Here is a 17,283-nt window from a genome sequence, read left to right as displayed (position 1 = left end):
TTTGTATATCGGGATATGACGATTTAAAGTTCGCCTCATCGCGATATAACGTTTTACGACACCGAGCCCCTGCCATGTCCATCGACCTCGACGAAATAATAAAAGCCCTGGCCCACCCAGTACGACGAGACATCCTTACCTGGCTGAAAGACCCGAAAGTGCAGTTTCCCGAACAACTGCACAACCACGAATACGGCATCTGCGCCGGGCAGATCGACCAGCGCTGCGGCTTGTCCCAGTCGACCGTGTCGGCCCACCTGGCGACCTTGCAACGGGCGGGTCTGATCACCAGCCAGAAAGCCGGACAGTGGCACTTTTTCAGACGCAACGAAGAAACGATCCAAGCCTTCCTCGCAGCGCTCATTACCGAACTCAGCGCCCCTGCGCCGCAATAATGAGCCGCAAATGCCGCTCTCATTGCTGATGATTCTCGCGCTGCTGGTGCCCCTGATTACTTTCCGCCAGAACGGCAATGCCGACCTGGCCCCCGCGACCAACTGATCAACTTGAAGAGAAGGTACTTTCCCATGACGACTATTTTTGATCCGATAAAACTGGGCGACCTGGAACTGTCGAACCGCATCATCATGGCGCCGCTGACCCGCTGCCGTGCCGACGCCGGCCGCGTGCCCAATGCGCTGATGGCCGAGTATTACGTGCAACGCGCATCCGCCGGGCTGATCCTCAGCGAAGCCACCTCCGTGACGCCCATGGGCGTGGGTTACCCGGACACGCCGGGCATCTGGTCCAACGATCAGGTGCGCGGCTGGGCCAACATCACCAAGGCCGTGCACGGCGCAGGCGGCAAGATCTTCCTGCAACTGTGGCACGTCGGCCGCATCTCCCATGAGTCGTACCTCAATGGCGAGGCCCCGGTGGCGCCGAGCGCGGTCCAGGCCAAAGGCCACGTCAGCCTGGTGCGCCCGCTGGCCGACTACCCCACCCCGCGCGCCCTGGAAACCGCTGAAATCGCCGACATCGTCGACGCTTACCGCACCGGCGCCGAAAACGCCAAGGCGGCCGGTTTCGACGGCGTGGAAATCCACGGTGCCAACGGCTACCTGCTCGACCAGTTCCTCCAAAGCAGCACCAACCAGCGCACCGACCAGTACGGCGGCTCCCTGGAAAACCGTGCGCGCCTGTTGCTGGAAGTGACCGACGCTGCCATCGAAGTCTGGGGCGCCGGCCGCGTGGGCGTGCACCTGGCACCGCGTGCCGACGCCCACGACATGGGCGATGACAACCTGGCGGAAACCTTCACCTACGTCGCCAGCGAACTGGGCAAACGTGGCATCGCCTTCATCTGTTCCCGTGAAAAAGAAGGCGCCGACAGCCTCGGCCCGCAACTGAAAAAAGCCTTCGGCGGCATGTACATCGCCAACGAACGCTTCACCAAAGACAGTGCCAACGCCTGGCTGGCCGCCGGCAAGGCCGATGCGGTAGCCTTCGGCATACCGTTCATTGCCAACCCGGACCTGCCGGCACGCCTGAAGGCCGATGCGCCGCTGAACGAGCCGCACCCGGAAACCTTCTATGGCAAAGGCCCGGTGGGTTATATCGATTATCCGACGCTGGCACTCTGATCTACTGAAACGAAGAAGCCCCGGCTTGCGAGAGCCGGGGCTTTTTTATGGGCGGCGGTAAGCACCTGGCATGATCTGAAATGACCGGCCTCCTCTTGAATCATTTTCTACAGCGAGATCAATCCCTGCGCCAACGCCACCCCCACGGCTTGCCGCCGGCTGAACGAGCCCAACTTTCGACTCGCATTCGCAATGTGAAAATTAATGGTTCTCTCTGAACATCCCAGGATGCAGCTCATTTCCCAGGTCGTTTTTCCTACGCCGGACCATTTCAGCACCTCAGACTCCCTTAACGTCAGGCTGCAGGGTTGTTCACCCACGGCTTTCAAATGTTTTTGTGAGCCCTCCAGAAGAAAGGGAATCAGCATGAATAGCTTGCCCAGCGGACCATTCAGGTCATCGCGAAAATCGTCGGCAGAGTTCACGCATTGAGCGACGTTGAGCGATCCGGCCATTTCGTTGAAGCGCAGGGGAATGCTGACACCCTGTAAAAGTCCATACCCCTCGCGCTCCGTCCAGAACTGATTGGACCGGCCTCGCGCCTGTCTGCGCGCCAGGCCCCAGAAAAGGGGCGCAAAGTGATGGCGGCAATGCCTGATTATCGGGTCTACCTGAATGAAATTTTCATCCTTGTATCGCCTGAGCCAATCAGAAGGATAAGTCGTCATGATCCTGTTAAAGGGATCACTGGTGGTTGAAGGGCCAAGGCTCAGCAAATAGCGTTCATAGCCAATACGACGCAGCACCTTGCGCAGATGGCTTTCCCAATCTCGCCGGTGCAAGTCGGTCGCCAGTACGGAGAAGTCGTCCAATACCTCTTTGAAATTAATCCTCAGGAATAGGTCTTCTTTATACCTAAACAAGTCATCCACGATGAATCCCTGCCATACATAGAAGCTTTTTGAAACGACTTAATTAAAAAACGGGCCGCTGAACAAGCGACCCGCTATGCGCCACTTACAACCCTGCTTGGCGACAGTGTTGTTCTATAAAGCTTTTGAATATTCCAAGACCGTCCTCCGTCAAAATACTTTCGGGATGGAACTGGACTCCCTCTATAGGGTAGTCAGCATGCCGCACGCCCATGATGTATCCATCATCCGTCGAGGTGGACGTCACTGCCAGTTCACCGGGCAGCCCCTGATTATCAATAATCAGTGAGTGGTAGCGAGTCGCCTTGATTGAACGCCCCTCGGTATGAGTGTAGACACCTCGCCCATCATTATCGATGGTACTGATCTTGCCGTGCATGACATGGTTGGCTCGAATGACCGATCCGCCAAACGCCAAGCCAATGGCTTGATGCCCCAAACAGACGCCCAATATCGGCAGACGGCCTTTAAAATGCTGGATAACCTCAATGTACCCCGCATCCTGTGGATGTCCAGGTCCGGGGCCCAAGACGCAAAAGTCTGGCATATACGCTTCGATACGTTCGATTAAATCTGGAACATCATTGCGCTCCACCTGGGTCTCCAGTCCAAGTTGTTCAAGATATTGGCTGATAATGAATACAAAACTGTCATAGGCATCAATCAGGAAAACTTTCATTGCAGAATCTCCTTTCCGGTAACCGCACGATAGACAGAGCCCATTTTGTAGAAAGTTTCAGTCCACTCTTTATCCGGAACCGAGTCGGCCACCACGCCTGCCGACGCACGCAAGTAATAAGTACCGTCTTTATGAACCGCTGAGCGAATGCATAAAGCCGTATTGATGCTGCCGTCGAATCCAATCAGGCCGACTGCTCCGGCATATATCCCACGACGGTTGTTTTCCATGCTTTCGATAATCTGCATCGCACGTATTTTTGGCGCACCGGTCATGGTTCCCGCAGGGAAAGAAGCCTTGATCACGTCAAAGGCATCGAAGCCTTTTCGCAACAAACCACGCACGTTGGAGACCATGTGATACAGGTGAGAGTACTCCTCGACCAACATCAATTCATCGACTTCAAGTGAACCTGGCTGGCAGACACGACCGATATCGTTCCTGCATAAATCCACCAGCATCAAGTGTTCAGCTCGCTCTTTTTCAGAGCGCGTCATGCTCAGGATCAGCTCGCTGGAAGGTATGCCAGGGGTTTTGCCAACGGTTCCGGCGATGGGCCTCATCTCGATCAGATCGTCCTTGATGCGAACAAATAGCTCGGGGCTTGCGCCGATCAGGTCAACGCCACCCAGGTTGGCCAAATACATATAGGGAGACGGGTTGTTCTTGCGCAACGCTCGATATACATCAAAGGGTTTGACCCGCGTATCCACCTGCACTTCATGACCCAATTGGATCTGATAAATATCACCTTGGCGAATGTGGTCCAGCGCTTTGTCGACCCAGCCAAGAAATTGCTCTTTTTGCACCGTATCGCGCACCACCGTAAGCGATGGGTAAATAATCGGCGAGTCAACAGCCGGGATATCCGCAGCGTCCGCCAGCAGCGCCACGTAGTCATCGGTACTACGGGACTTCCAGAGCGAACTGTTGTTGACCATGACATCCACTGTCCCATTAGCGTGGAAGTACACCAGCGTCTGAAACACGGTCAAGGCAATGATCGGATAATCATTGGTTCGCTCGGTCAGGTCGGGAATATTCTCGACAAACCGAACGCAGTCATAGGAGAGGTAGCCAAAAAAAGCGAGGCTGGGGTTGGTCTGACGCGGAACCTCAAATGGCGTTTGTAACGCACGCAGCAAATCCCATACCGCATCGTTCGAACGGATGCCTATACGCCCTTTGTCATCCAGAACTATTTCCTGTGCCGACAATGCCCTTCTTAAATAACTGAGCAGTTGCTCATCAGCTTCAAGTGTTGCATACCCCTCATAAATTTTTACCGCCAACAAAGGTTCCATTCCGATAATTGTCGCCTTACGATCCCGGCTAGGGCCCGACAATGATTCGAGAATAAAGGTTTTATCGGCACCGAGTACTTTTGTCGCCGCTTCATACACAACAAGCGGGTCGCATTTCAAACGTTCGGTATGTAGTTGGATGCTCACGGGTGTGGTTATCCCACGCATGACATATCTCCTTTTTATTAATAACCGTCTCACACAGCAGAGCATCAAGCGCGCAGAGCAACGCCTCAAGCTGTCTGGCGATTCAACCAGCTAAGTATTGAAGTGAAGAATTCATCAGCCACGCGCCCACTCGGGTCCGCGAAAGCACATACTCAAAAAAGAGACAGAACTTCAGCGTACCATTCGCGTATTACGATTTTCATGAGAACAGCCACGAAATATCGAATAACAGCGCTCGGCTATTAATGAATTACCAATTAGGGGTGTTTGACTGAAACAGGCAGCAAGACACCGGCGGTTGCTGGATTAGCTACGCCAGATATTGCTTTTGAAAACCGAAAGATGGGCAGTGTTGGACTCGGAGGAAGATCCGAGGGAGTTCTTCAGCACTGATAGTCGGTAGTACATTTAAGACTTCCTGTGTCTTGAGGGCATTGCAGGAGTGATTCCTGAATACCCGTTGGATACTACTCATAGGTTCAATAGGGGTCAACCTCAATTACCTACGGTTTACAGGTGCTCTCATACAGGGCCGGCCACCGCTTGAGTCCCTGCAAGAAACTGCTGGATAGCCTGCATGGTTTGCTCGGCACACTCCAGATAGGGTACGTGCCCCGCATCCTCGATGATGCAAATGCTGGCCTGTGGCAGAAGTCGGCGGACCTCGTACAGGCACGAAACATCAAAGATCTGATCATTGCTTCCCCACACCACCAATAGCTTGGCTTGAACGTCCGCCAATCGCGGTTGAAGCGGGTACAGCCCGGCGTCCTTGAAGTCCCCGAGTATTTTTTCGATTTTCCCATAGCGTTGTGCCCCCTTATTGGCCAGCGCCCTCGTCAGAAAAGCTGGAACCTGGGGCGGGCGGGTGAACACCATCTCCCACAGGGCCTGCATTTCGCCAACGCAGCGGTAGCCAAAAGGGTGTTTACCCGACTCCAGAAACTGACTCATCGCCGGACTGAGCCGTGCCGCATGTAACCCCGCAGGGGCCATCGCGATCACGCGGGAAACGCCTACCGGATAAGTGGCCGCATAAAGACAGGCAATACAGCCACCTATAGAACTGCCTATCAACACGAGCTCCTGAAAGGCGTGCGCGTCAAAAAACGCCCTCAATCGGTCAACCTGAGCCATAGGGTCATAGCTTTGCAAGCCGTCGAACGACGACTCACCCTCCCCAGGGAGGTCGAGGAAAACGCAGTTGCAGGTCTCAATCAACGAGTAAAGCTTGGGGCCCCACTGATCCTTGCTGGCTCCCAGGCCATGAAGGAACACCAAGATAGGGCCGGCCTTGATCCCGCTCGATTGCAAGTAGGCGATCTCATAATCTGGCCCCTTCCACCGACGAACCTTAAGCCTGTAGCGAAACCGGTTTTGCTCACGCATGGCGAGCAATGCCCACCGACCTGGCCAGTTCATTAAACATCACCTCTCAAAGGGTTCGTCAATCAATCGGCGGGAGTGTTTACGGCACGGACCTGCCGTGGCGGTAGACGGACCTGGCACAATGCAACCCCTGNAAAACCGCCATGCCACCGACGACCAGGCTCAGCGAAACACCTTCCTGCAGAAGTACCTGACTGACCGCCACTGCAAAAACCGGTACCAATAACAGGAACGGCGTCAGGCGCTGGACCGGGTGCCGCCCCAACAGCCAATACCACAGGCCAAACCCGATCAGCCCACCACTGACAGCGGTATACAGCACGGCAGCCCAGGCTCTCGGGCTGGCAGTCAGTACCGAACCCCATGCAGGCGCCTCAACAGCGGCGGAAATCATCAGTAACTCCGGCGCGGCAATCAATGCCGTCCACGCGCTGATCGCTACAGGATTGAAAGGCCCCCAGCGCTTGGTAAGCACTGTTCCCACCGCGAAAACAAACGCCGCGGCAATCACCAGCAACACACCCGATAACGCACCGCCATTGCCAACACCCCCCAACACCGTCAGCACCCCAATCAATGCGATGACAATCCCGACTACCACCTGCAGGCCAATTCGCTCTTTCAAGACGGCGAAAGCCAACAGCAAAGTAAAGGGGGTGGCCAGTTGGTATGCGACAGCAGAGGTGGAGGCGTCCACCCGCGAGATGCCACAGTACAAAAGCCCGAAATGCAGCGTCCCCACCATTGACGCGATCCAGAATACGGGGAGTAGTTCGCGGCGTTTAGGGACGCCGCAAAACGGCACCAATACAATCGCCATCAAGGCAAAGCGCATGGCAACCATCAGAATTGGCGGGAGTTCCTGTCCCCCAATTTTAACTGCCGTCACTTGGGCGCCCCATAAAAAAGCTACCAGTACAGCTATCAACGAATCTCGAATAGGCATTAATCCATCATCCCGTTTGAAATTGGACTTGCTTGAGCAGGCGCAGGCGCTCGACGCCTTGGCGCGGGTGTTCATTCAATTTGTGAAAGTGTTCAAGGAGGCGATCCAGCGTCTCCCGCAGAGCCTGTTCCGCCTCAGTGTCCTGAACCAGTTGCGTGTTGAATGTGGCTGGAAAGCCGGAGCCAACAAGCACCATTTTGTTCAACAGAACGTTCATCACCACCTGACTGAACACGGCCGTATGTCCGTACCGGCGCCCCACCACGGCCACTGCGGCAAGCTTGTCCCGCAACGGGCGCTCCCTGGGTCGCAAAAAGCCATAACCCACCCGCTCCAGGAACGCCTGGAATCGACTGTTGGTGCCATAGGCATGCATCACGGGCAGATACAGGATGGCGTCGGCCTTGGCCATTTCATCGACAATCGCGCTGACATCGTCCTGCAGCAAACAATCGCTGTGTGAGCACGCGTTATCAGCGTCGCAGTAGTCGATACGATAATCGCGCAGCCAGAGGTCCTGGACCGATGCGCGTCCCTCCAAGTGGCGTCGAATCAACGACACCACCTGGCTGCTGACCCCGTGCAAGCGGTTTGACCCGACAATGACGATCAGCTTCATCAGCTCAGGACGCCTTGGCCAGCGGTACGTCGGCGATACGCTCGTATTCAAGCAACGATTCCTCCAGCAACTGACCGGTGAGGTACAGGGTTACCCTGGCCACTTCCTTGATCAGCGCCCGCTCTTCATCCGTCGTCACCGAGCGTTGCATTGCAAGGCGAACTTCTTCGGAGTGCTTTTCGTCGATGGTCGAATGGGCGACAAAGAATGTCATCTGCTCGTCCTTGAGCCCCAGGTCGGCGCGAAACTTGTTCAGGATCGGCTGGATATGCTCATACACCTCCTCTGCCCAATAGCTGTAACCTAAGCGGGCAACCGGCCCGAGACGAATAGCGACGTCATTCAGATAAGCGATCAGCGCCTGAGTAGGCGGTAGCGGAGCAGGTAGCGTCGCAGGCAAGGCGCCGATGGACTCCAAGTCGCGTATCACCATTTTTTCGTGCCCCAACTCTTCAAGCGCATGCTTGTAGACGAAGCGCAGCAACGTGGTCTGGCTCGGGTCCGCACTGAACGCACATGCCGCCTGATTAATCGAGTTGAAACGGGTGTAGTGATAAACCTGCAGCATCACCTGCTGATAAAGCTCGACCGTCATCGTCTGCTCAAGGCTGTGATTCCAATAGCGACCTTTCTTGATTTTGGCCCAGCCGCTGTCAACAATCGCGTCCAACTCCTTGAAAAAATTATCCATGAGCTATTCTTCCTTTGATGGAGTTAAAGACGGTTTCCAGTTCCAGATAAACCAAACTGTAATCCCGTGATGACTGGTAGTTCGTCCAGGTAATATCGTCAGCGAGAACATGGCCGCCGATATCGACATACAGGGCAACCAAACGCCCACGGCATAAAGCCGATATGTACCGAAACTGCGTATTGGCCTTCAACCAGATAGCGGTTTGCAAAAGGAATGACCTCAAGTGCATCCCCCCTCGGTACTTCTCATCCAATACCAACCGATTGGCATCAAATGAATCCATGGGATGAGCAAAATAATGCCCCACGTCAACCACGCGTTCGACGAAGCTCATGCCATGCCCCAATGGCGTTATCCGCATAGCACCGACTATCTCGTCGCCATCGAAATAAGCCATGTGGTACGAACAGGTATCGCGTAATGCCTCAGCGTCGGAAAAACTTTCCTCGTTGGCCGGGTTATCACCGATATAGCGAGATCTTAATGCGCAGACTTTCTGGAACAGTTCACTTTTCGCCGAAACGATTTGCACGGACATGCTCATGCACAGCCCCCCGCCTATCGATTGCGCTGATCGACAATTCGCGCTTCTTTCCAACTGAACCAACTGCCCAGGTTCACGTGGTCATCCAGGTCATCGACAACCATGATCGTTGCCTCGACGCCCAGGCGTTCGCGCACACGTTCACGAATCAGTAGTGTCAATTGGCTGCGGTCTCCTTCGTAGAATTTGGACATTTCCATCTTGGCGATCACCGTATCTCTGCCGTTCACGCAGTTAATGACGATCTGATAACCCAGGCATTGCTCCACACCTTCAAGCAGCGCTTGCTCAATATGGCCGGCGGTGAAAGCTTTGCCGTTGAGCGTCATCGCATCCTTGACGCGCCCGACCACTTTCATGACGTGCGCATGGGCGATCGGGTTCTTCGGGTTTTTTTGAATGCAAACCAGGTCGCCTGTACGGTAGCGAATCAGCGGCTTCACTCCATCGATCAACATCGTGACGCACAGCTCTCCTTCGCCACTGTCACCCAGGCTTTCACCCGTTTGCGGATTCAGCACCTCAATGATGTAGTTGAGTCGGTGAGGCATCAGTTGATCGCTGGCGTTGGCCGCGGCAATGATCATTGCTTCCTGGGAGCCGTACAGGCTGTTGTACGCTTCACAGCCCCAGAGGCTGTACAAGTTGTTCTTCAGCGCTGGCGTGCACAATTCGCCACTCATCATGAACGCCCGCAAGTGAAAGTCCTGACGAGGGTTGAAGCCAAGCCGCTCGGCTTCCTTGGCCAGCGCCAGCAGCAACCCGGGTGCCGACGCGACGACGCCAATACGCAAATCTTTCATCAACTGGAGCGTCTTGGGGTAACCGATAACCGGGGAATGTGGCCAGATTTTGGCGTTACAGACCCCAAGTTGGTGACAGACGTCGCCCAAGGTATCGCCGAAGGAGTGCACCTCGGTCGGTCCCATGACCCCTACAACCGTTTTCACTGTAGGGAAATGCTTTTCCAACACCGCTTGATAAGACATGGCCAGTTGTTTGTTGCTGGCATAACTTTCCTTCCTATCCCTCGGGCAAGGCGTAGCCGGGCCGGTGGTACCCGTGGTTTCGTAGTAATAGATACTGTCTTCCAATGTGCCTGAAAGAATGTCCAGCATGGACTCGCGCAAATCGTCCTTGGTGGTAAAAGGCAGCGAGGAAAGATTCGCCAGCGTGACACTGTCGACATCGATGTCCTTCAAATGCCCCGCATAGAAAGCGGACTTGTTTTTGACGTGGCGCAAGACTGTTCTAAGCTGGGCTTCATGCCATTGCTTCAAATCGCCTTCACTTAACGTATTGGTCCAATACGCTCGGTGAATATCGTCATACTTTACGGTGAACTCATCAAACACCTTTACCGCCCCCATAACCTGCTCCCTCATCGACGTAGGTTTTTCGCCACTGCGGCTGTCCGCTCTGGATGCAGACACTAACGAGCCACGGAAAACCACACACCTGTCTACTCGAGCAGTTGTTATCGGAAAAACTTTATGCTAACAGGCCGCGCCTACACGCCTGGCCGCCTTCACTTCCCCAGCGCTGCCTCGTGCTGCCGATCCCGCCATGAGATCCAATTGAAATAAAAAAGCCCCGGCCTTCGGGAGCCAGGGCTTTTATGGGGCGCAGGTAACATTCCTTCACAGCCTTGCAACAATATCGCTACAAAATACTTAGGCGGCTACCTATCAACCGCCCGCCAGCCCGTATATAAAGTCACCCCACAATTCAGGCAGAAGGACGATTGACCGTCCTTGGGCTTTACTGTTGACACAACTGGTCGCAATTACGCATTTTGTCTCAATTGCGCAGGCTCGGACTCAGGCGCAGCATGTCCAGCCCCGCGTCCACCCAGCGCTCGGCGTCCTGATGCAGTTGAAAGCTTTCAGGCACCAGCAGCCACTGGCCGATAAGGCCGTGGATGTAGGCATGAATGCACACCGCAGCACGGTTGGTATCAAGGCTTTCCGGTAATTGCCCGCGATGCACCGCGTTACGCAACGTCAGGCCGATACGCAGGTTGCACTCCAGGCTATGGGCCTGGCGCTGGCGGCGCATGTCACACATTTCATCGGTGAACTCGCACTTATGAAACAGGATCTCGTTGATGCGCCGGGTTTTCGGGTCCAGGGCCACTTGATGATAGAGATGAATCAGCAGTTTGCGCATGCACCCCAACGGATCGACTTCATCCTCGCTTTCACTCGCCCGGGCCAATTCGTCCAGGGGTTCGTGCAGCGTGTCGAGCAGGGCCTGCAGCAAATCGGACTTGTTACTGAAATGCCAGTAGATGGCACCGCGCGTCACGCCGGCCAGGGCGGCGATGTCCGCCAGCGTGGTCCGTGCAACGCCACGTTCATAGAAGGCTTGCTCGGCGGCTTGGAGGATCTGGCTGCGCGTTTCCTGAGCTTCCTCTTTGGTGCGACGAACCATGGCAGTAAAACCTCAATCAGAACACTGGGGACTATCGTTAACGCAACGTTAATAGACGTGAACGATCATCTGAATAATTGTGGGACGACACCGTCATGGGCGCCGAACGTACTAAAATCGAGGCTTTGGGCGCTGCTTTGTCAACATTCCGCCCTGCCTGTCAAGAGTTTACAAACAACCATGAACGTAAGTATATTGCGTAGCAAGCTACTTATCTACTCACGGCTTGTTTTTTACCCTTCCACACTTCTTGTGCGCACTCTGCGCGCCTGACCCGAGGATCTTCATGCAACTTAAGCCAGCTGTTACCGCTCTGGTCACTGCCGTCGCCCTGGCATCGCTGCTCAGCGGATGTAAAAAGGAAGAAGCGGCTCCGCCCGCTCAAACCCCTCAGGTCGGCGTGGTCACCATTCAACCGCAAGCCTTTACCCTGACCACCGAGCTGCCGGGCCGCACCACGGCCTTCCGCATTGCCGAAGTGCGCCCGCAGGTGAACGGCATCATTCTCAAGCGCCTGTTCAAGGAAGGCGCCGACGTGAAGGAAGGGCAGCAGCTCTACCAGATCGATCCATCGGTGTATGAAGCCACGCTCAAGAGCGCCCAGGCCAAGCTGACGCAGACCAAATCGATCACCGATCGCTACAAGCAACTGGTCGATGAGCAAGCCGTCAGCCGTCAGGAGTACGACACCGCAGTCGCCGACCGCATGACCGCCGAGGCCGACCTGCAGAGTGCGCAGATCAATGTGCGCTACACCAAAGTGTTCGCGCCGATTTCCGGGCGTATCGGCCGTTCTGCAGTGACCGAAGGCGCACTGGTCAGCAACGGCCAGGCCGATGCCATGGCGGTGATCCAGCAGTTGGACCCGATCTACGTTGACGTCACCCAGTCCTCGGCCGAAATGCTGAAACTGCGTCGTGACCTGGAAAGCGGCCAACTGCAAAAATCCGGCGACAACGCCGCCATGGTCAAGCTGACCCTGGAAGACGGCAGCGACTACGGCCAGCAAGGCAAACTGGAGTTTTCTGAAGTGTCGGTCGACCAGACCACCGGTTCCGTGACCCTGCGCGCCGTGTTCCCCAACCCCAACCATGTGCTGCTGCCGGGTATGTTCGTGCACGCCCAACTGCAAGCCGGTGTGAACAGCAAGGCCATTCTGGCGCCGCAACAGGGCGTGACCCGTGACCTCAAGGGCACTCCGACGGCCCTGATCGTCAATGCCGACAACAAGGTCGAGCAGCGTGAACTGGTGGCCAACCGCACCGCCGGCGCCTATTGGCTGGTGGAGAAAGGCCTCAACGCGGGCGATCGCGTCATCACCGAAGGCTTGCAGTACGTCAAGCCGGGCGCCGAGGTGAAAGTCACCGAAGCCGGCAACGCCAAGCCCGCCGGTTCTGCCGCTCCTGCTGCCGCTGCCGGCAAAGGGGAGTAATCCATGTCGAAATTTTTTATCGACCGTCCCATTTTCGCCTGGGTAATTGCCCTGGTGATCATGCTGGTCGGGGCACTGTCGATCCTGAAGCTGCCCATCAACCAATACCCGGCCATTGCGCCAACCGCCATTGATATCCAGGTGACCTACCCAGGCGCGTCCGCACAAACCGTGCAGGACACCGTGGTCCAGGTGATCGAGCAACAACTCAATGGTATCGACAACCTGCGCTATGTGGCCTCGGACAGTAACTCCGACGGCAGCATGACCATTACCGCGACGTTCAACCAGGGTACCAACCCGGACATCGCCCAGGTTCAAGTGCAGAACAAGCTGAACCTGGCGACCCCACTGCTGCCGCAGGAAGTGCAGCAGCAGGGTATCCGCGTGACCAAGTCGGTGAAGAACTTCCTGATGGTGATCGGTCTGGTGTCGGAAGACGGCAGCATGACCAAGGACGACCTCTCCAACTACATCGTGTCCAACATCCAGGACCCGATTTCCCGTACCTCGGGTGTGGGTGACTTCCAGGTCTTCGGTTCGCAGTACGCCATGCGTATCTGGCTCGACCCGGCCAAGCTGAACAACTTCCAGCTCACCCCGGTGGATGTCAGCAATGCCATCAAGGCCCAGAACGTGCAGGTGGCCACCGGCCAACTGGGCGGTCTGCCTGCCCTGCCCGGCACTCAATTGAACGCCACCATCATCGGCAAGACGCGTCTGCAAAGCGCCGAAGAATTCGCCAAGATCCTGATGAAAGTGAATCCCGACGGCTCGCAAGTGCGCCTGGGCGACGTTTCGCGTATTGAACTGGGCGGCCAGAACTACAGCATCAGCGCGCAATTCAACGGCAAGCCGGCGTCCGGTATGGCGATCAAGCTGGCCGCCGGGGCGAACGCCCTGGACACCGGTAAAGCGATCCGCGCCACCGTGGCGTCCCTGGAACCGTTCTTCCCGCCTGGCATGAAAGCCGTGGTGCCGTACGACACCACCCCGGTAGTGACCGAGTCGATCTCGGGTGTGGTTCACACCCTGGTCGAAGCGATCGTGCTGGTGTTCCTGGTGATGTTCCTGTTCCTGCAGAACTTCCGCGCCACCATCATCACCACCATGACCGTACCGGTGGTATTGCTGGGTACCTTCGGGATCCTGGCGGCGTTCGGTTTCACCATCAACACCCTGACCATGTTCGGCATGATCCTGGCCATCGGCCTGCTGGTGGACGATGCCATCGTGGTGGTGGAAAACGTCGAACGGGTGATGGCCGAGGAGCACCTGTCGCCCAAGGAAGCGACCATCAAGTCCATGGGCCAGATCCAGGGCGCCCTGGTGGGTATTGCCCTGGTTCTCTCGGCGGTATTGCTGCCGATGGCCTTCTTCGGCGGCTCCACCGGCGTGATCTACCGTCAGTTCTCCATCACCATCGTGTCGGCGATGGCGTTGTCGGTACTGGTTGCCCTGATCTTCACCCCGGCCCTGTGCGCCACCATGCTCAAGGCGATCGATCCGGAAAAGCACGGCCAACCCAAGCGCGGCTTCTTCGGCTGGTTCAACCGCACCTTCGACAGCGGCGTACTCAAGTACGAGCGCGGCGTGGGCGGGATGATCAAGCACAAGATCCCGGCTTTCATCGTGTATGCGCTGATCCTGGCCGGCATGATCTGGATGTTCACTCGTATCCCGAGCGCGTTCCTGCCTGAAGAAGACCAGGGCGTGATCTTTGCCCAGGTACAGACCCCGGTGGGCGCCTCGGCCGAGCGTACGCAAAAAGTCATCGACGACATGCGCGCCTTCCTGCTGCATGACAAGGAAGGCGAGCCAGGCGAAGGCAAGGCCGTGAAGTCGGTATTTACCGTGAACGGCTTCAACTTCGCCGGTCGCGGCCAGAGCTCGGGCCTTGCATTCGTGATGCTCAAGCCGTGGGACGAGCGTGATTCGTCGCAGTCGGTATTCGAAGTGGCCAAGCGGGCCCAGGGCTACTTCTTCGGGGCCTTCAAGGACGCCATGGTATTTGCCATCGTGCCGCCTTCGGTTCTGGAACTGGGTAACGCCACCGGCTTCGACGTGTTCCTGCAAGACCAGGGTGGTGTCGGCCACGACAAGCTGATGGCAGCGCGCAACCAGTTCCTCGGTGCGGCGGCCCAAAGCAAGATACTGGCAGGCGTGCGCCCCAACGGCGTGAACGATGAGCCGCAGTACGAACTGACCGTCGATGACGAGAAAGCCAGCGCCCAGGGCATCAGCCTGTCGGACATCCAGCAGACCCTGGCCATCGCGCTGGGCGGCAGCTACATCAACGACTTCATCGACCGTGGTCGGGTGAAGAAGGTGTATGTGCAGGGTGATGCGGCCAGCCGTATGTCGCCGGAAGACCTGGACAAATGGTTCGTGCGCGCCGACTCCGGGAAGATGGTGCCGCTGTCGGCCATCTCGTCGGGCAAGTGGATCTACGGCTCGCCCAAGCTCTCGCGTTATAACGGTGTAGCGGCCATGGAAATCCTCGGCACCCCGGCGCCTGGCTACAGTACCGGTGACGCGATGGCGGAAGTCGAGCGCATTGCCAAGGAACTGCCGGCCGGCGTCGGCTATGCCTGGACGGGCCTGTCGTACGAAGAACGTCTGTCCGGCTCCCAGGCGCCTGCGTTGTATGCCTTGTCGCTGCTGGTGGTGTTCCTGTGTCTCGCGGCACTGTATGAAAGCTGGTCGATCCCGATTGCGGTGATCCTGGTGGTACCGCTGGGTGTGATCGGTGCACTGATCGCCACCAGCATGCGCGGCTTGTCCAACGACGTGTTCTTCCAGGTGGGCTTGCTGGTCACGGTGGGCCTGGCGGCGAAAAACGCGATCCTGATCGTGGAGTTCGCCAAGGAGTTGCACGAGCAAGGCAAGGGCATTGTCGAGGCGGCCATCGAGGCGTCCCGCATGCGTCTGCGCCCGATCATCATGACGTCCATGGCGTTCGTGCTCGGCGTACTGCCGCTGGCGATTTCCAGCGGCGCAGGCTCGGGCAGCCAGCATGCAATCGGTACCGGTGTGATCGGCGGTATGATCACCGCAACGGTTCTGGCGATCTTCTGGGTGCCGCTGTTCTACGCAACCGTGTCTTCGGCCGGCGAACGCAAAAAGAAACACACCACTGAAACTCCTAAAGAGGCTGGCCAATGAGCAAGTCGCTACTTTCCCTAGCCGTCACCGCCTTCGTGCTCAGTGGCTGCTCGCTTATCCCTGACTACCAGCGCCCCGAAGCGCCGGTAGCGGCACAGTTCCCGCAGGGGCCGGCGTACTCGTCGGCCCAGGCGCCGGGCCAGGCTGCCGCCGAGCAGGGCTGGAAGCAGTTTTTCCATGACCCTGCCCTGCAGCAACTGATCCAGACCGCGCTGGTGAACAACCGTGACCTGCGCGTCGCGGCCCTGAACATCGACGCTTATGCGGCGCAGTACCAGATCCAGCGTGCCGACCTGTTCCCGGCCGTCTCGGCCACCGGCAGCGGCAGCCGCTCGCGTACTCCGGCGCGGCTGTCGCAGACCGGCGAATCGAGCATCTCCAGCCAGTACTCGGCGGGCCTGGGGATCAGTGCTTATGAGCTGGACCTGTTTGGTCGCGTGCGCAGCCTGAGCGAAGAAGCATTGCAGAAGTACTTCGCCACCGAAGAAGCACGGCGCAGCACCCAGATCAGCCTGGTGGCCAGTGTGGCCAATGCCTACCTGACCTGGCAGGCCGACAAGGAACTGCTCAAGCTGACCCAGGACACGCTCGGCGCGTTCGAGCAGAGCTTCAAGCTGACCTCGCGCAGCAACGAAGTCGGCGTGGCTTCGGCCCTCGACCTCAGCCAGGCGCGCACCTCGGTGGAAAACGCCCGGGTGCAGCTTGCCCGCTATACGCGCCAGGTGGCCCAGGATGAAAACAGCCTGACCCTGCTGCTGGGCACCGGCCTGCCGGCGAATATCGCCAGCAAGCCACTGTCCGATGACCTGCTCAGCGAAGTCCCCGCCGGCCTGCCGTCGGACCTGCTGCAACGGCGTCCCGACATCGTTCAGGCCGAGTACAACCTCAAGGCCGCCAACGCCAATATCGGTGCGGCCCGCGCGGCGTTCTTCCCGAGCATCAGCCTGACCGCCAGCGCCGGTACCGCCAGCCCGAACCTGGGCGGCCTGTTCAAGGGCGGCTCGGGCACCTGGTCGTTCGCACCGCAGATCAATATCCCGATCTTCAACGCCGGTAGCCTGCGCGCAAGCCTGGACTACTCGAAGATCCAGAAAGAGATCAACGTGGCCAACTACGAGAAGGCGATCCAGACCGGCTTCCAGGAAGTCTCCAACGGCCTCGCCGCGCGTGAGACCTACAAGCAGCAACTGGACGCCCAACGTGGCTTCGTCGCCGCCAACCAGGATTACTACCGCCTGGCCGAGCGTCGCTACCGCATTGGTGTCGACAGCAACCTGACCTTCCTCGACGCCCAGCGCCAACTGTTCAGTGCCCAGCAATTGCTGATCACCGACCGCCTGGCGCAGCTGACCAGCGAGGTCAACCTGTACAAGGCCCTCGGCGGTGGCTGGAACGAGCAGACGGCGAAAAATGAGCCGGTGAACGAACAAGCGCCGCCATTGAAATTGTTCTGAT

At 57.3% G+C, this 17,283-nt stretch carries 15 protein-coding genes; 5 read left to right on the top strand and 10 right to left on the bottom strand.

What is annotated here, in order from left to right; translation table 11 throughout:
* The first annotated feature begins 74 nt into the window (after positions 1-74).
* Together BFP89_RS14765 and BFP89_RS14760 are read left to right on the top strand one after the other, a co-directional pair.
* Positions 75-395 (top strand): ArsR/SmtB family transcription factor, encoded by a 321-nt coding sequence (locus BFP89_RS14765; RefSeq protein ID WP_065886185.1) that lies wholly within the window; start codon positions 75-77, stop codon positions 393-395.
* Between the two features lie 132 nt (positions 396-527).
* Positions 528-1,583 (top strand): alkene reductase, encoded by a 1,056-nt coding sequence (locus BFP89_RS14760; RefSeq protein WP_065886184.1) that lies wholly within the window; start codon positions 528-530, stop codon positions 1,581-1,583.
* A gap of 107 nt (positions 1,584-1,690) precedes the next feature.
* Here the strand turns inward: BFP89_RS14760 and BFP89_RS14755 are convergent, their stop codons facing one another.
* From BFP89_RS14755 to BFP89_RS14710, 10 genes are all read right to left on the bottom strand, one after another.
* Entirely contained in the window at positions 1,691-2,455 is a 765-nt protein-coding gene (locus tag BFP89_RS14755) for a LuxR family transcriptional regulator (protein WP_065886183.1), read from the bottom strand.
* An 85-nt stretch (positions 2,456-2,540) separates the two neighbouring features.
* A complete protein-coding gene (locus BFP89_RS14750; protein ID WP_065886182.1) occupies positions 2,541-3,134 on the bottom strand; it encodes an anthranilate synthase component II in 594 nt (197 codons plus the stop codon).
* Positions 3,131-4,606, bottom strand: a complete 1,476-nt coding sequence (locus BFP89_RS14745; protein WP_065886181.1) for an anthranilate synthase component I family protein — start codon at positions 4,604-4,606, stop codon at positions 3,131-3,133. The genes BFP89_RS14750 and BFP89_RS14745 overlap by 4 nt, the downstream gene beginning before the upstream one ends.
* Before the next feature lie 522 nt (positions 4,607-5,128).
* Complete coding sequence (locus BFP89_RS14740) at positions 5,129-6,028, bottom strand: alpha/beta fold hydrolase (RefSeq protein ID WP_065886180.1); 900 nt, start codon at positions 6,026-6,028, stop codon at positions 5,129-5,131.
* Between the two features lie 46 nt (positions 6,029-6,074).
* Complete coding sequence (locus BFP89_RS14735) at positions 6,075-6,941, bottom strand: DMT family transporter (RefSeq protein ID WP_256097354.1); 867 nt, start codon at positions 6,939-6,941, stop codon at positions 6,075-6,077.
* A 7-nt stretch (positions 6,942-6,948) separates the two neighbouring features.
* A complete protein-coding gene (locus tag BFP89_RS14730) occupies positions 6,949-7,560 on the bottom strand; it encodes a flavodoxin family protein (RefSeq protein ID WP_065886179.1) in 612 nt (203 codons plus the stop codon).
* A gap of 4 nt (positions 7,561-7,564) precedes the next feature.
* Positions 7,565-8,251 carry an iron-containing redox enzyme family protein gene (locus tag BFP89_RS14725; protein WP_065886178.1) on the bottom strand — a complete coding sequence of 229 codons (687 nt, stop codon included), beginning with the start codon at positions 8,249-8,251 and terminating at the stop codon, positions 7,565-7,567.
* Positions 8,244-8,798 carry an acetyltransferase gene (locus tag BFP89_RS14720; protein ID WP_065886177.1) on the bottom strand — a complete coding sequence of 185 codons (555 nt, stop codon included), beginning with the start codon at positions 8,796-8,798 and terminating at the stop codon, positions 8,244-8,246. Before BFP89_RS14720 ends, BFP89_RS14725 begins: the two co-directional genes overlap by 8 nt.
* 14 nt (positions 8,799-8,812) lie before the next feature.
* Entirely contained in the window at positions 8,813-10,168 is a 1,356-nt protein-coding gene (locus BFP89_RS14715; RefSeq protein ID WP_065886176.1) for a phenylacetate--CoA ligase family protein, read from the bottom strand.
* 430 nt (positions 10,169-10,598) lie between these two features.
* The gene (locus BFP89_RS14710) at positions 10,599-11,231 is read right to left on the bottom strand and encodes a TetR family transcriptional regulator (protein WP_065886175.1); all 633 of its coding nucleotides are present in this window, start codon (positions 11,229-11,231) and stop codon (positions 10,599-10,601) included.
* 286 nt (positions 11,232-11,517) lie between these two features.
* Here BFP89_RS14710 and BFP89_RS14705 point away from each other — a divergent pair, with 286 nt between their 5' ends.
* Genes BFP89_RS14705 through adeC form a run of 3 tightly spaced genes read left to right on the top strand, consistent with a single transcriptional unit; the run spans position 11,518 to position 17,282 of the window.
* Complete coding sequence (locus tag BFP89_RS14705; protein ID WP_065886174.1) at positions 11,518-12,663, top strand: efflux RND transporter periplasmic adaptor subunit; 1,146 nt, start codon at positions 11,518-11,520, stop codon at positions 12,661-12,663.
* A gap of 3 nt (positions 12,664-12,666) precedes the next feature.
* Positions 12,667-15,828: an efflux RND transporter permease subunit gene (locus BFP89_RS14700; RefSeq protein ID WP_065886173.1), complete on the top strand. Its 3,162-nt coding sequence runs from the start codon at positions 12,667-12,669 to the stop codon at positions 15,826-15,828.
* On the top strand, positions 15,825-17,282 hold the full coding sequence (gene adeC / locus BFP89_RS14695) for an AdeC/AdeK/OprM family multidrug efflux complex outer membrane factor (protein WP_065886172.1): 1,458 nt from the start codon (positions 15,825-15,827) through the stop codon (positions 17,280-17,282). The genes BFP89_RS14700 and adeC overlap by 4 nt, the downstream gene beginning before the upstream one ends.
* Position 17,283: the final 1 nt, after the last annotated feature.

It is taken from the genome of Pseudomonas sp. 31 R 17, from assembly GCF_900004915.1.
Classification (GTDB): Bacteria; Pseudomonadota; Gammaproteobacteria; order Pseudomonadales; family Pseudomonadaceae; genus Aquipseudomonas; species Aquipseudomonas orientalis_A.
The sequence above is the reverse complement of the archived record's forward strand: the minus strand, read 5'-3'. Positions and strand labels throughout refer to the sequence as shown.